This is a genomic window from Pseudomonas sp. B3(2017) (genome assembly GCF_002113595.1).
Lineage (GTDB): Bacteria > Pseudomonadota > Gammaproteobacteria > Pseudomonadales > Pseudomonadaceae > Aquipseudomonas > Aquipseudomonas ekonensis.
In genome coordinates this window covers 168,642-182,226 of the sequence record NZ_NEIU01000013.1, presented here as the reverse complement: position 1 = coordinate 182,226, position 13,585 = coordinate 168,642, and the positions used below count along the sequence as shown (strand labels likewise).

The following is a 13,585-nucleotide window of genomic DNA, read 5'->3' as shown; positions in this document are numbered from 1 at the left end:
GCGGATCGCTCCGCCCGCCGCACCGGGATCAACGCTTGTCGATCGAGTACTTTCCAGGCCCCAGCAGGCAAAGGAAAAGGAAGCCGCCGGCGATGCTCACGTTCTTGAAGAAGTGCACGAAGAGCGTGTGGTGCGCCGTAGGGTCGGTGGCGTTCCAGAAGGCATGGCCGATGATCCCGGTGCCGATGGTGTAGACCACGAAGATCGCGGCGATCGGCCGGGTCCAGAAGCCGAACAGCAGCGCCAGGCCGCCGAAGAATTCGACGATGGTGGCCACGATGGCGGTGGTCTCCGGGATCGGCGCGTCCACCGACTTGAGGTAAGTCACGAAGCTGCCGTGGTCGGTGACGTAGGTGAAACCGAAATAGCCGTAGAGGATCAGGATCATGATCCGGGCGATCAGGATCATGGCGTCGCGTTGGTCATCGAACAGCTGATAGCGTAAGTACATTCCATTGCTCACAAGTCAGATTGGGTAAGGGATGGTTTCGGCGGGGGCGCGCACGCCCTGCGGCGTGCTCCGGTCGATCACCTGCGGGTTCACCGCGTTCGCGGCGTTCGGCGCATCGTCGAACACGTCCAGCACATTGCCGGCCGCCAGTTTCGCCATGCGGCTGACCGCCTCGCGGGAGACCCCGGCCAGGTGCGGCGAACAGATCACGTTGGCAAGGCCCGGCAGGCCGCTGAGGTGGGCCGGCGGTTCGGGCAGGAACACGTCCAGGGCCGCCCCGGCGATGCGCTTCTCGGCCAGCAGGCCGTACAGCGCCTGTTCGTCGACGATGCCGCCGCGGGCGGTGTTGATCAGGTACGCATGCGGCTTCATCAGGGCCAGGCGCTGCGCCGACAGCAGACCGACCGTTTCGTCGGTCTTCGGGCAGTGCAGGCTGACGTAGTCGGCGCTGGCCAGTCCCGCCTCCAGCACCGGCACGGGCTCGGCCCCCACCGGCAGGGACTGCGGCGCCAGGTACGGGTCATAGACCTTGACCCGCATGCCCAGCGCCAGGCACAGCGCGGCGACCCGCGCACCGATCCGGCCGCAACCGATCAGCAACACCTCACGGCCTTCCAGCTCGGTGGGCAGGTAGTCGTAGCGCTGGTGCCAGTCGCCGCTGCGCACCAGGCCGGTGAGCGCCTCGGTGCGCTTGGCCAGCGCCAGCATGAACCCCAGCGTGTGTTCGGCCACGGCGCGGTGGTTGGCGTTGGCGCAGACCATCACCGGCACGCCGGCGGCGGTCATGGCCGGCACGTCCACCGCGTCGAACCCGACGCCGATCCGCGAGACCACCTGCAGCCCCCGCGCCCGCTCCAGTTCGGCGGCGCCGAACTTGGTCAGGCCCAGGATCACGCCATGCACGGCATCGAAGCTTTCGAGCAGGGCCTGGAAGCGGCCCTGCTCGATGATGTTGTGGAATTCCACCACTTCGATGTCGTCGCGCTCGCGCAGCATGCGCTTGCCTTCGTCCCCCAGGATGTGGGCGACCAGTACGCGCTTCTTGCTCATGCGACGTGCTCCTTTCCGGCGTCACGGGCGAAGAACTCGCCGTCGTTGACGCCGATGCGGTACATCACCCGCTCGGCCTCCCGCGGCAGCTCCGTGGCGCAGTGCCACACCGAGCGGTTGTCCCAGATCAGCAGGTCGTTGGGTTCCCACCGGTAATGGAAGATCCGTTCCGGCGTCAGGGCAAACGCGGTCAGCTCGTCGAGCAGCGCGCGGCTTTGCTCCTGCGCATAGCCGCTGATGCGCGTGGTGTAGCCGGGGTTGACGTACAGGCTTTCGCGGCCGGTGCGCGGGTGCACCGCGACGGTCGGGTGGGTGCTGGCCGGGAAGTGTTGCTCCAGGCGGCTGAAGATCTCCTGGATCGACTCGCCGACATCGTCTTCCTTGACCTTGTAGGTCCAGCGCACGTCATGCACGGCCTGACGGTTGCGCACCCGTTCGTACAGCTCACGCGGCAGGTCGTCGTAGACCGATTGCATGTCGACGAACAGGGTGTCGCCGCCGGTCTCGGGCAGTTGCCGGGCGTGCAGCATGGTCAACGGCAACGGCTCGGCCAGGTAGCTGGAGTCGCTGTGCCACATGTTGCCCAGCTTGCGCGCGCCGACGGCGCCCGCGCCGTTGCGGTTGTTGATCACCAGGATGTTCGGGTAGGCCGGGTCGTGGTAACTCTTGAGCTTGAACTGTTCGAGCTCACCGAAACACGCCGCGAACTGCTGGTAGCCCTCACGGGTCAGCGTCTGGTTCTTCACCGCGACCACTTTGCGTTCATAGACCAGTTCCTGAAGGGCGCGAATCTCGCCCAGGGAGGCCGTGTTGATATCGAAGTCCGTCACTGCCGTGACGAAACTGTCTGCCAGATCCGTTCGCTTCACGTTGGTTTCTCCTGCGGCGACGTCGGTCAAACGGCCAGGGCGGCCGGTTGCCGGCCGGCGGCTGCGGTGTCCGTGTTCGATTCGCTGCTCTTGAGCATCAGGCTCAGGTCGAGGATGTCGGACGGGTTGTGCGCCGAAGTGACCGACATGCGCAGCGCCGCCTGACCGCGCGGAACGGTCGGGAAGAACACCACGGAGGTGTAGTGGCCCTGTTGCAGCAGGTACTCGCCCTTGGCGATGGCTTCCTGTTCGTTGCCGATGCGCACGATCCGGATCGGCAGTTCGCTGCCGCTGGTTTCGGTCGGGATCAGGTGGTCGAACAGCTTCATGTTGTTGCGCAGCGCATGCTGCAGCTTGTGCAGTTCCGGCGTGGCGTGGATCTCGGCCGATGCCAGCGCGGCGCCCACCGCCGCCATGTTCGGCGCGCAGGAGAAGCCGTAGGTCGGCGCGTAGCGGCGGATCGAGTTTTCGATGTCACGTGTGCCCAGCATCAGCAGGCCGCCCGCCGCGCCGTAGCCTTTGCCCAGGGAGGCGGCGACGATGGTGTTGCCGTCCAGGCCGTCCAACTGCGAACGCACGAAACCTTCACCGTGGTGGCCGACCACCGAGATCCCGTGGGCGTCGTCCAGGTAGACGAACAGGCCGTACTTGTCCTGCAGGGCGCGCAGTTCGCGCACCGGCGCCGCGCCGCCCATCGAGTAGGCGCCGTCACCGACGTAGGCCACCTTGCGGCCGCTCTGGCACAGGCGCTCCAGGTGTTCGAGGTCGTTGTGTTCGATGACGATCACGTCGGTTTCCTCGCGCAGCACCGGAATGTGGTACTGCAGGGTCACGTGGGCGAAGCGGTCGAAGGCGATCAGCGGTTTCTCGCCGCCGGTGAACAGGCCGGCGGCCAGCAGGGGCAGGGCGCCCATGTTGGCGGCGGCCACGGTCGGGAAGACCACCACGCCGTTGACGTCGAACAGCTTGGCCAGCGTGTGCTCCAGGCGCGCCAGCGGCTCGGCGGAGAGACGGGTGCGGGCCACGGAGAAGTGCACCGAAGGCACTTCGTCCATCGACGCCTTGGCGGCGGCGAGCACTTTGGGGTGGGCGTCCAGGTTGAGGTAGCCGCAGCGGGTGTAGTCGATCACTTCCTTGCCGCTGGTGGCGATTTCGATGCGGCGGTTGTCAAGCACGCGGCAGGAAACCCCCATCAGGCCTTTTTCGTACGCGGCGTCGAAATGTGGGCGGCTGATTTCGGCCATTCGGGAGGCATTGCGCGCTTTCAGTTGTGGAGCTTTTTCGTCCGGGCTGTTGTTGATTTCAACTGTCTTGTTCACGGCGATCTCATCCTATGAGTGGGCGTTTTCAGGCCGTTGTGGCCTGAAAGCGACGCTAGGATCCTCGACCGCCGAAACATTTTGCAAAGGACTTCTTGGGTGCTACCTTATGACAAAATCTCATGAGCATTAACACAGCTAATGGTCGCCAGAATTCCCTCCCTCAATGGATTGAGAGCGTTCGAGTCTGCCGCTCGCCATATGAGTTTCACCAAGGCCGCCGAGGAACTGAACGTCACTCAGACGGCCATCAGCCATCAGATCCGCCGGCTGGAGGACGAACTGGGCATCCGCCTGTTCCTGCGCCTCAAGGACGGCCTGGCACTGACCACCGAAGGCCACGCCTATCTGCCCGGCATCCGCTCGGCCTTCCATGAACTGCGCTATTCCACCGAAATGCTGCGTGAGTCCTGCAACAACAGCGCGTTGACCATCAGCACGCTGGTCTCGCTGGCGTCCAAATGGTTGTTGCCGCGCCTGGCGTCCTTCCAGGATGCGTTCCCCAATATCGATGTGCGCGTCACCGCTTCCACCGAACTGGTGGACTTTCGCAAGGGCGGCATCGACGCGGCGATCCGCTACGGGTTCGGTGACTGGAAAGGCCTGCGGGCCGACTGGCTCATGTCGGACGAGATCTTTCCGGTGTGCAGCCCCAAGCTGCTGACCGGGCCCAAGGCCCTGAAAAGCCCCGTCGACCTGGCCAACCACACCTTGCTGCAAGTCAGCGGCATGACCAGCAACGACTGGAACATGTGGCTGAGCGCGGCAGGGCAGCCGAAGAAGCTGGCCGAGGGTACGCGGCTCACCTTCGACCTGGCCATGATGGCGGTGCAGGCCGCCATCGACGGGCTGGGCGTGTGCATCGGCCGCTCCACCTACGTGGACGACGACCTGAAGGCCGGCAAGCTGGTGGCGCCGTTCAACCTCAAGCTCAAGTCCGACCTGGGCTTCTACCTGGTGACGCCGCTGGAGATCGCCGACTCGAAAAAGGTCGTGGCGTTCCGCACCTGGCTGATCGACCTGGTGCAGAGCGGCGAACAGCCCGTCGTGGCGCCGCTCTGAGACGGACTTTGTATGCGCCTGTATCCAGGGCGCCGATCGATACATTGGCTTGACGAACAGCCATTGCCCGACACATCGGCAATACATGGCCGGTTCAAGGTAGGAGGGGTCAACCACTGCTTTGAAGAGGACACACCATGCGACGTCATCTGAATACGCTTTCTGCTGTTGCACTGGCCTGCGTGGCCGGTCTGGCGCAAGCCGCGCAACCGGCACCCGCCCCGCAGAACTGGCAGCAAGGCCTGAGCCGCACGGACCTGGTGCGCCAGGACTTGGGCACCGCCGACCGCGAAGTCATCCAGGCCCGGGTGGATTTCGCGCCGGGCATCACCTCGCCCCGGCACGCGCACCCCGGCGTCGAAGTGGCCTACGTGATCAGCGGCACGTTCGAGTACCGACTCGAAGGCCGGGATCCGGTCACGCTCAAGGCCGGCGATTCGCTGTTCATCCCTGCCGGGGTGGCGCACATCGCCAAGAACATCGGCACCGACAAGGGCTCGGAACTGGCGACCTATATCGTCAAGAAGGGCGAGCCGCTGCTGATCCTCAAAGAGTGAGCCCCGGCGCCTGAAACACGAAAAGGCCTGCCATGGCGGCAGGCCTTTTCATGGTCGCTCGGGTCAGACCAGATTGATCGTGACCGCGATGTTGCCCCGGGTCGCCTTGGAGTACGGGCAGGTCTGGTGGGCGGTGTCCACCACGGCGCGGGCCACCGCCGGATCCAGCCCCGGCAGGCTGACGTTCAGGCGGGCCTGCAGGAAGAAGGCGTTTTCCTCCTTGCAAAGGTCGATTTCGGTGTCGACCGCCACATCGGCCGGCAGACGAACCTTCAGCGCTGCCGCAGCCTTGCCCATTGCCCCGATGAAGCAGGCCGACCAGCCGGCCGCCAGCAACTGCTCGGGGTTGGTGCCGGCGCCGCCGGAACCCGGAGGCGAGAGCTTGATGTCGAGGTTGCCGTCGCTGCTGCGCGCGGCGCCGTCACGGCCGCCGGTGGTGCGGGTCTTGCCGGTGTACAGCACGGTGTCGTTGGAATGGGTCATGGGATGTTCGCCTCTGTGTGAGTCGAAGCCGGTCGGCTTCGATGGGGCACACTCTGGCAGCGGCATGTATTGGGGATGTGTCGCGCAGGGGGGGGTTGTGTATCGTTGTGTAGATCGCGTGAGGGCGGCCGGCCACAGCAGACGCGGCCGGCCCCCTACAGCCTCCGGATGCGAGGGTTCAGACTAGATCCGGTGGATCTGGGTGATGTGCGGCTTGCCGTTGATCGGCGCGTAGATCTCCACGATCGCTTGCCAGCTGCCTGGCGAGCCAGGCAGCGTGGCTTTCGACAGATAACGGTAGTTGGTGCCGTTGACGACCTGGGTCGAAACCTCTTCGGGCGCGTAGTTCACGCCGACGAAGCCGGCCAGGGCTTCCTTGAACACTTCCTGATCCTTCGGCGTCAGTTTGTGGTACGGAGTCCATCCACCAACGAGATGTGCTTGAGCTGTCATGAATTAAATCTCCATATTTAAGTTCCTACTCGTCTGGCTTTTCGGAGTTCGCCCCGTCTATTCAATGGTTTCCGGCATCCATGTCCTGAAGGTTTTCCGTGCGCCCCTGCATGTGGTGGAACGGGGCATCCGGGAAAACACGGATATGACCCTACGGTCAGTGTGGGGGAGTGTAGGTCAGGGGCGGGAAGGATCAAGGCAAAGGCACAGAAACAGTGAGAACGCGCCGACCTGTCGCCTCGCCCATGACAGGCACGGCTTGCGGATCGGCTTTAGGAAATTTCCTACAAATCGCCGAGATAAATCCTTCGCTGCCGGTTAAACGCACTTGCGAGAATTTTCACCTCAAGTCATTGCGAGTAGTTGACGAGATGTGTGTACCCAGCGTTTTGGTTTTGGAGGGTCAATCGTTTCAGCGTGGCACGTTGGTGAAGGCTCTCCAGTATCTGGGCGTCAACGACATTCTGCAGGCGAGCGACAGCGAACAGGCGATGGTGCAGATCAGCCGGGTGGGGGGCGTCGACATCGTGCTGTGCGACCTGAGCCATTCGGCCATCAACGGTCTGGAGTTCTTGACCCGGGTCGGCGAAGGCGGATTGGCGCGGGCGGTGGCGCTGTGCAGCGACCTGCGGCCGGAGCTGCGCCGTGCGGTCGAGCAGATGACCTGCCTGTCGGGGATGCAGATGCTGGGCGTCCTGAGCAAGCCCACGCAACTGTACGCGTTGCAGGAAATCCTCAATCGCTACACCCGTCGGTGGCTGGCCGCCGAAGCCGAGCCGGTGCCGCCCGCCAGGCTGCCGAGCGAAGAGGACGTGCGCCGGGGTCTGGCCCAGGGTGAGTTCAAGGCCTGGTTCCAGCCCAAGTTCGATCTGAAGACCGCCGAGCTGGCCGGGGCGGAGGCCCTGGTGCGCTGGCAGCATCCCGACAAGGGGCTGCTGTTGCCCAAGGACTTCCTGGCCGCCGTGCTGGCCTACGACCTGATCGATGAAATGCTCCGCCAACTGCTGGAGCAAGGCATGGCGCTGTTGCATGCCTTGCACGACGCCGGCCTGCGCCTGGAACTGGCGTTCAATCTCCATGCCTCGCAATTGGCGCGCAACGACCTGATCGATCACATCGATCGGCTGCTGGGCGTCCATGGTTTCCCGGGGGCGACGTTATTGTTCGAAGTGGCCGAAAACGGCTTGCTGGATGTTCCGCGAACCACCCGGGAAAACCTGATCCGCCTGCGCATGATGGGCTGCGGCCTGTCGATCGATGATTTCGGCATGGGCTTTTCGTCGTTGACGCTGCTCTGCCAGCTGCCGTTCAACCAGCTCAAGCTCGACGGCCAGCTTGTGCGCTCCATCGACGATCCGCGCACCCATGCGATGGTCAGCAGCACCGTGGCCTTGGCGCGTGCGCTGAACATGAGCCTGGTGATCGAAGGCGTCGGCAGCCGCGCCATCCGCGACGGCCTGGTGGCGATGGGGTGTTCGTTCGGCCAGGGTTTCCACTTGGCGCGCCCTATGGAGGCCGGGCGGCTGCTGCGGTGGCTGCAAGCGCCGGAGTCACCCGCCTGAGCGTGGCAGCCCCGCTTCATGAATTGTCCGATTCAACTGCCTGATGACTGAATCAAGCAGGCAGCATTAGCCAGTGATTTGTTCCATACTTTTGTGATGCATGGCCCATTCGTCACTGGTATTTCCTGTGCGTACCGCAGTGAGGTTCAAATGCATAAAGCGTTGGTTGTAGACGATCATCCGTTCATCCGGGCGACAGTGAAGGTGCTGCTTGAACGCGAGCAGTTCGAAGTCGTCGCCGAGGCCGACAACGGCGCCGATGCCGTGCAGATGGCGCGCAGGCACCAGCCGGAGCTGATCCTGCTGGACATCGCCATGCCCAGCCTCGACGGCCTGGAAGTCATCAACCGGATCAGTGCGCTGAAACTGTCGAGCAAGATCCTGGTGCTGACCTCTCAGTCGGCGGCGTTCTACGCCATGCGCTGCATGAAGGCGGGCGCGGCGGGCTACATCTCGAAAACCGATGAACTGAGCGAACTGAGCAAGGCCATCAAGGCATTGATGGCCGGCTATACCTTTTTTCCCAACCTTGCCGGAAACTCCGTACGCCGCAGCGACATCGACTCCACTGAGCTTGAGATGATCCGCGGCCTGTCGGACCGGGAGCTGGTCATTCTGCAGCAGCTCGCCCGGGGCCTGAGCAACAAGGAGATCGGTGACGCCATGCTGTTGAGCAACAAGACGGTCAGCACCTACAAGACCCGCCTCATCGAAAAGCTCAATGTGAAGTCGGTGGTGTACCTGGCCGACTTCGCCAAGCGCAACAACCTCATCTAGATGAAGACTCTTCTGCGTTGCTGCGCACTGGCTGTCTGTCTGCTCGGCCAGTGGGGGAGCGTTTCGCCGGCGCAGGCGGCGGTGCAGGCCCTGAACCTGTTCGGCCGCTCGACCGGCGAACTGCCGGCGGTCGTGCTGGAGGAGGCGGACTGGCGCTGGCTGCGCAACAAGGGCTCGCTGCGCCTGGGGGCTGCGCTGCCGGACAATGCGCCCTTCGGCATGATCACCGGGGGCCAGGAATACGAGGGCATCACGGCCGACTATGCCGCGCTGCTGGCCGGCATGCTGCACATCAGGATCGATGTGTTTCGTTACGATTCCCGGAACGAAGCGATGCAGGCGCTCAGGGACGGCGAGGTGGACCTGGTGGGCGCCGTCAACAGTTTCGACGGCACCGACCCTGAGCTTGCGCTCACCACGGCCTATGTGCAGGCCCCGTCGGTGCTGGTGACGCGCAGCGGCGCCAGCAAGGCGCTGGCGCCGGACCTGGCCGGCGAACGGCTCGCTATCGTCGATCACCTCCAGCCGACGGATGCGGTCGTCGCGAACTACCCCAAATCGGTGCTTCAGTTCCACACGTCGGCCCAGAACGCCATCGGCGCCGTGGCGTTCAATCAGGCGGACGCTTACCTGGGCGATGCCGTCAGCACCCATTATCTGGTGGGCAAGTACTTCCTCAACGATGTCTACCTGACGACGTTGTCGGGTGTGCTCAGCACGCATTTCTCCTTCGCCCTGAACCAGCGCAACAGTCAGTTGCTGCACATTCTCAACGCCGCGCTGGAGGTGATCCCGATCAGCGACCGGATGGCGATCCTGCGTCGGTGGGGGGCGGGGGACCTCAATGTCGCGGGCCTGGATCCGCTCCCGTTCACCGCCGCCGAACAGCGCTGGATGCAAAACCATCCGCGCCTGACCGTGGCCGTCAACGACGGCCTTCCGCCGGTCTCCTTCTTTGACGGGCAGGGCGAGTTCCGGGGCATCGGCGCCGAGGTGCTGGCCAAGGTCAGCCAGCGCACAGGGCTGAAGTTCGATGTGGTGCGCAGCAGTTCGATGGAAAAACTGATCGAGCAGATCCGGGCCGGCAAGGCGGATCTGATCGCGGCCTTCACCCCCAGCACGGCCCGAGAAGGCGAGCTGCGCTTCACCCGGCCGTACCTGACCAGCCCGTTCGTGCTGATCACTCGGGACCTGCCGGACAGGGCGCAATCGCTGCAAGGCATGGTCGGCAAACGGCTGGCGATGCGCCGCGGCAATGCGCTGCAAGACTACCTCCGCGAGTCCTTTCCGGGCATCCAGCTCATCGAGACCACGACGTCGGCCGAGGCCTTGGCGCTGGTGGACAAGGGCGACGCGGACGGTGCGCTCAATTCGCTGATCAACGGACGCTACATGATCCTGCGCCAGTACCGCGACCGCCTGCGGGTGGCCGCAGTCGTCGGCCCGCTGTCGGCGCCGACCGGGTTCGCCACCGACCGCGGGGCTTTGGAGCTGTACTCGATCCTGGACAAGGCCCTGCAAAGCATTCCCCCGGAAGAGCTGGACGAACTGATGAGCCGCTGGCGCCACGACGTGGTGATCGATAACGACAGCTGGCTGCACCACCGTTCGGCGGTCATTCAGGGGTTTGTCATCTTTGCGCTGTTGCTGATGCTGGCGGCGGTCTGGATCATTCATCTGCGCAAACTGGTGTCCACCCGGGAAAAGGCCGAGCGGGCGCTCAACGACCAGATGGAATTCATGCGCGCCTTGATCGACGGCACGCCCCACGCGATCTACGTGCGCGACCGCGAGGGCCGGCTGATCAGCTGCAACTCGGCCTACCTCGACGCCTTGGGCTTGCCGCGCGAAGCCGTGATGGGCAAGCGGCTGACCGACAGCTCGGTGGTCGGGCATTCCGACGCCCAGACCTTCCAGGCCGAATACATCAAGGTCATGGAGAGCGGCACGCGTTGGATCCAGGACCGCACCTACATCCACAGCGACGGCGTGGTGCACACGGTGTATCACTGGATGCTGCCGTACCACACCAGCGAAGGCGTGGTGATGGGCATCATCGCCGGCTGGATCGACATCAGCGACCGTCAGCGCCTGATGGACCAGCTGCAGAGCGCCAAGAAAAGCGCGGATGACGCCAACCGGGCGAAAACCACCTTCCTGGCGACCATGAGCCACGAGATCCGCACGCCGATGAATGCCGTGATCGGCATGCTCGAACTGGCGATGAAGAAGGCCGACCAAGGCGTCATGGACCGCTTCGCCATCGAGGTCGCCTCGGGGGCGGCGAGGGGCTTGCTGGACCTGATCGGCGATATCCTCGACATCGCGCGGATCGAGTCCGGCCGGCTGTCCCTGACCCCGCAACGGGCCAGCCTGCGCGAGCTGGTCGAGTCGGTGGTGCGCATGTTCGAAGGCGTGGCCCGGCAGAAGGGCTTGAGGCTGCTGCTGGACTTCGACCTCAAGGCCAGTCGCGACGTGCTGATCGACCCCCTGCGCTTCAAGCAGATCCTGTCCAACCTGCTGAGCAACGCCATCAAGTTCACCGACGAAGGCGAAGTGCGCCTGAGCGTTCAGGCGGTGCTGGGCGCGTGCGGCGAACGCCTGAGGATCCACGTTCAGGTGAAGGACTCCGGCATCGGCATTTCGCCCGAAGACCAGGCGCTGCTTTTCAACCCGTTCGGCCAGGCCCGCAACAATCATCAGTCGGCGCGGGGCGGTTCGGGCTTGGGCCTGGTCATCAGCCGCACCCTGTGCGAAATGATGGACGGGGAGCTGCACCTGACCAGTGCTCCCGGCAAGGGCACGCAGATCGACATCTGCCTCGATCTTTTGATCCTGCAACCGGTGCCGGCCACCGAGCTGCCGGCGGCCGAGCTCACGGACCAGGCAAGCGTGCTGAACATCCTGGTGATCGACGACTACCCGGCCAACCGCTTGTTGCTTTCCCAGCAGCTGTCTTACCTGGGCCACAGCGTCAGCGACGCCGAGGACGGCGCCCATGGCCTGCGCGCCTGGCGCAACGGCCGTTTCGATGTGGTGATCACCGACTGCAACATGCCGGTGATGAACGGCTATGAATTGACGCGGGCCATCCGCGACGAAGAGCGATCCACGGGGGCCGGGCCCTGCTTGATCCTCGGACTGACCGCCAATGCCCAGCCGGAGGAAAAAGACCGCTGCCTGGCGGAGGGGATGGACGACTGCCTCTTCAAACCGATCAGCCTGGGTGACCTGAGCACCCGGCTGGCGTCGGTGCAGTCCGCGGCGCAGTCACCCGCGCAGGGTGCCGTGAGCCCTGCGGCGGAAGGCGACATCAACCTGAACAGCCTGCAGCAGTTGACCCGGGGCGATCAGGGCGCCGTCAGGAAACTGTTGGGGGATCTGGCCAGCAGCAACGAAGAGGACATGTTGCGGCTCATCAAGCTGTTCGGCGAACACGACCTGTCGGGGCTTTCCGACCTGGCCCACCGGGTCAAGGGCGGGGCGCGGATCATCAAGGCGGGCGGCCTGATTCAGTGCTGCGAGCAACTGGAAGCCATCTGCATGGGCGCCGATGCGGCCGCCCTGACCGAGGCGGTGGATGCGTTGCAGCAGGCGATGGAGCGCCTGGCGCACACGCTGGAGCACCGGATCGGCGATCCGGGCACGGTGGAGTCTTGAGTCCTCTGTCGTGAGCAGTTTGGATGCCCTATCGGTTTTCGGAAATTTCCTACATTCAAAAGGACGTTTCCTAGAGATACCGGTGGATCAACGCCGGACAATGGGCTCATTCCTTCCAGAGTGAGCCTGCTTCCATGCCCATGCTCCCACTTCGCGTCTTGGTTATCGGCGACAACGCTTCCCGCACGTTGAGGGTGGCCAACAGGCTGCGCCAGGGCGGATGCCGGGAGGTTCTGGTGGTCGCGGATGACCGTCAGGCGTTCGCCGACCTCGAACAGTTCGGCCCGGTGGACGTGACGCTGTGCGTGCTGAGCCAGGGACGGCCGAATGTTCCGGGCCTGTTGCAGACCCTGGGACGTTCCGGGCAGGGAGGGGCGATCATCATCAGCGATGGCCTGGCGGCCGAGGCGGGCAGTGTGGCGGGGCAACTGATTTCGCTGCTGGGCATGGCGCTGCAGGAGGATGCCGGCAAGCTGTCGCAACCGCAGGCCTTGCAGCTGCTGCTGGCCAGGCACCTGAGCGACCTCGACAACGAAGCGGAGGCGCTGCCGGTCGTGCCGGCCTCCGAGGAAGAGGTTCGCCAGGCGCTCGCCGACCATCAGTTGCACACCTACTTTCAGCCCAAGTTCAATTTGCAGACCGGTGACGTGTGCAGCATCGAAGCGCTGGCCCGCTGGCACCATCCTTTCAAGGGGGTCTTGCCGCCGTCCGTGTTCATGCCGGTCATCGAGCGTTGCGGGCTGCTGGACGAATTGCTGTTCCTGCAACTGGAACAGGGGCTGAGGCTCCAGCGCCAGGCCCTCGATCAGGGCGTCGCCCTGAATGTCGCGTTCAACCTGCACGCCGGGCAACTGGTCAACCCGGCGCTGACCGGCCGGATTCAGGCGATGTTGGCGGCGCACGGCCTGCCCGGTTCCGGGCTGACCTTCGAACTGACCGAAACAGGCCTGCTCGAAGCCCCGGCGATCAGCCTGGAAAGCCTGGTGCGCCTGCGGATGATGGGCTGCAGTCTGTCCATCGACGACTTCGGCGCGGGGTTCTCTTCGCTGCAGCGGCTGTGTCAGTTGCCGTTCAACGAAATCAAACTGGACGGCGAGTTCGTGCGCGGGCTCAGGCATGAGCCGCGTCGCCGGGCCGTGATCAGCAGCACCCTCGCGTTGGGTGAGGCATTGGGCATGTCGGTGGTGGTCGAAGGGATCGAAACCGAAGAGCAACGCACCGTGCTGCTGGAACTGGGGTGTACCCAAGGGCAGGGTTATTTGTGCGCGCGGCCGATGTCGGCCGCCAGTCTGTTGAACTGGCTGGACCTTCAGCGGGGGATTGAGGCCAGTGGTTGAACTGT

At 64.3% G+C, this 13,585-nt stretch carries 12 protein-coding genes; 6 read left to right on the top strand and 6 right to left on the bottom strand.

Features of this window, described 5'->3' with window-relative positions; translation table 11 throughout:
* Positions 1-28 precede the first annotated feature (28 nt).
* Genes CAG33_RS19475 through CAG33_RS19460 form a run of 4 tightly spaced genes read right to left on the bottom strand, consistent with a single transcriptional unit; the run spans position 29 to position 3,689 of the window.
* Positions 29-451, bottom strand: a complete 423-nt coding sequence (locus tag CAG33_RS19475; RefSeq protein ID WP_085582291.1) for a DoxX family protein — start codon at positions 449-451, stop codon at positions 29-31.
* Positions 452-466: 15 nt separating this feature from the next.
* Positions 467-1,501 carry a hydroxyacid dehydrogenase gene (locus CAG33_RS19470; RefSeq protein ID WP_085582293.1) on the bottom strand — a complete coding sequence of 345 codons (1,035 nt, stop codon included), beginning with the start codon at positions 1,499-1,501 and terminating at the stop codon, positions 467-469.
* A complete protein-coding gene (locus CAG33_RS19465; protein ID WP_170930035.1) occupies positions 1,498-2,370 on the bottom strand; it encodes a TauD/TfdA family dioxygenase in 873 nt (290 codons plus the stop codon). Before CAG33_RS19465 ends, CAG33_RS19470 begins: the two co-directional genes overlap by 4 nt.
* A gap of 26 nt (positions 2,371-2,396) precedes the next feature.
* Positions 2,397-3,689, bottom strand: a complete 1,293-nt coding sequence (locus tag CAG33_RS19460) for an aminotransferase class I/II-fold pyridoxal phosphate-dependent enzyme (RefSeq protein WP_218189701.1) — start codon at positions 3,687-3,689, stop codon at positions 2,397-2,399.
* Between the two features lie 141 nt (positions 3,690-3,830).
* Here CAG33_RS19460 and CAG33_RS19455 point away from each other — a divergent pair, with 141 nt between their 5' ends.
* Positions 3,831-4,751 carry a transcriptional regulator GcvA gene (locus CAG33_RS19455; protein WP_085582299.1) on the top strand — a complete coding sequence of 307 codons (921 nt, stop codon included), beginning with the start codon at positions 3,831-3,833 and terminating at the stop codon, positions 4,749-4,751.
* 137 nt (positions 4,752-4,888) lie between these two features.
* Complete coding sequence (locus CAG33_RS19450; protein WP_085582301.1) at positions 4,889-5,308, top strand: cupin domain-containing protein; 420 nt, start codon at positions 4,889-4,891, stop codon at positions 5,306-5,308.
* A gap of 63 nt (positions 5,309-5,371) precedes the next feature.
* Here the strand turns inward: CAG33_RS19450 and CAG33_RS19445 are convergent, their stop codons facing one another.
* Both CAG33_RS19445 and CAG33_RS19440 read right to left on the bottom strand, forming a co-directional pair.
* Positions 5,372-5,791 (bottom strand): organic hydroperoxide resistance protein, encoded by a 420-nt coding sequence (locus CAG33_RS19445; protein WP_085582303.1) that lies wholly within the window; start codon positions 5,789-5,791, stop codon positions 5,372-5,374.
* 183 nt (positions 5,792-5,974) lie between these two features.
* Positions 5,975-6,244: a hypothetical protein gene (locus tag CAG33_RS19440; protein ID WP_085582306.1), complete on the bottom strand. Its 270-nt coding sequence runs from the start codon at positions 6,242-6,244 to the stop codon at positions 5,975-5,977.
* A gap of 428 nt (positions 6,245-6,672) precedes the next feature.
* Between CAG33_RS19440 and CAG33_RS19435 the strand changes: the two genes are divergently transcribed.
* The 4 genes from CAG33_RS19435 to CAG33_RS19420 all read left to right on the top strand — a co-directional run bounded on the left by CAG33_RS19435 (position 6,673) and on the right by CAG33_RS19420 (position 13,580).
* A complete protein-coding gene (locus CAG33_RS19435) occupies positions 6,673-7,806 on the top strand; it encodes an EAL domain-containing protein (protein WP_256575594.1) in 1,134 nt (377 codons plus the stop codon).
* Positions 7,807-7,956: 150 nt separating this feature from the next.
* Complete coding sequence (locus CAG33_RS19430) at positions 7,957-8,583, top strand: response regulator transcription factor (RefSeq protein ID WP_085582310.1); 627 nt, start codon at positions 7,957-7,959, stop codon at positions 8,581-8,583.
* Positions 8,584-12,243: a transporter substrate-binding domain-containing protein gene (locus CAG33_RS19425; RefSeq protein WP_085640159.1), complete on the top strand. Its 3,660-nt coding sequence runs from the start codon at positions 8,584-8,586 to the stop codon at positions 12,241-12,243.
* A gap of 134 nt (positions 12,244-12,377) precedes the next feature.
* A complete protein-coding gene (locus CAG33_RS19420; RefSeq protein ID WP_085640155.1) occupies positions 12,378-13,580 on the top strand; it encodes an EAL domain-containing protein in 1,203 nt (400 codons plus the stop codon).
* Positions 13,581-13,585 lie beyond the last annotated feature (5 nt).

Coding starts and splice junctions, on each gene's coding strand:
- CAG33_RS19455 (WP_085582299.1), top strand. CDS start 3,831: ATGGTCGCCAGAATTCCCTCCCTCAATGGATTGAGAGCGTTCGAGTCT.
- CAG33_RS19445 (WP_085582303.1), bottom strand. CDS start 5,791: ATGACCCATTCCAACGACACCGTGCTGTACACCGGCAAGACCCGCACC.
- CAG33_RS19420 (WP_085640155.1), top strand. CDS start 12,378: ATGCCCATGCTCCCACTTCGCGTCTTGGTTATCGGCGACAACGCTTCC.
- CAG33_RS19470 (WP_085582293.1), bottom strand. CDS start 1,501: ATGAGCAAGAAGCGCGTACTGGTCGCCCACATCCTGGGGGACGAAGGC.
- CAG33_RS19425 (WP_085640159.1), top strand. CDS start 8,584: ATGAAGACTCTTCTGCGTTGCTGCGCACTGGCTGTCTGTCTGCTCGGC.
- CAG33_RS19450 (WP_085582301.1), top strand. CDS start 4,889: ATGCGACGTCATCTGAATACGCTTTCTGCTGTTGCACTGGCCTGCGTG.
- CAG33_RS19430 (WP_085582310.1), top strand. CDS start 7,957: ATGCATAAAGCGTTGGTTGTAGACGATCATCCGTTCATCCGGGCGACA.
- CAG33_RS19475 (WP_085582291.1), bottom strand. CDS start 451: ATGTACTTACGCTATCAGCTGTTCGATGACCAACGCGACGCCATGATC.
- CAG33_RS19440 (WP_085582306.1), bottom strand. CDS start 6,244: ATGACAGCTCAAGCACATCTCGTTGGTGGATGGACTCCGTACCACAAA.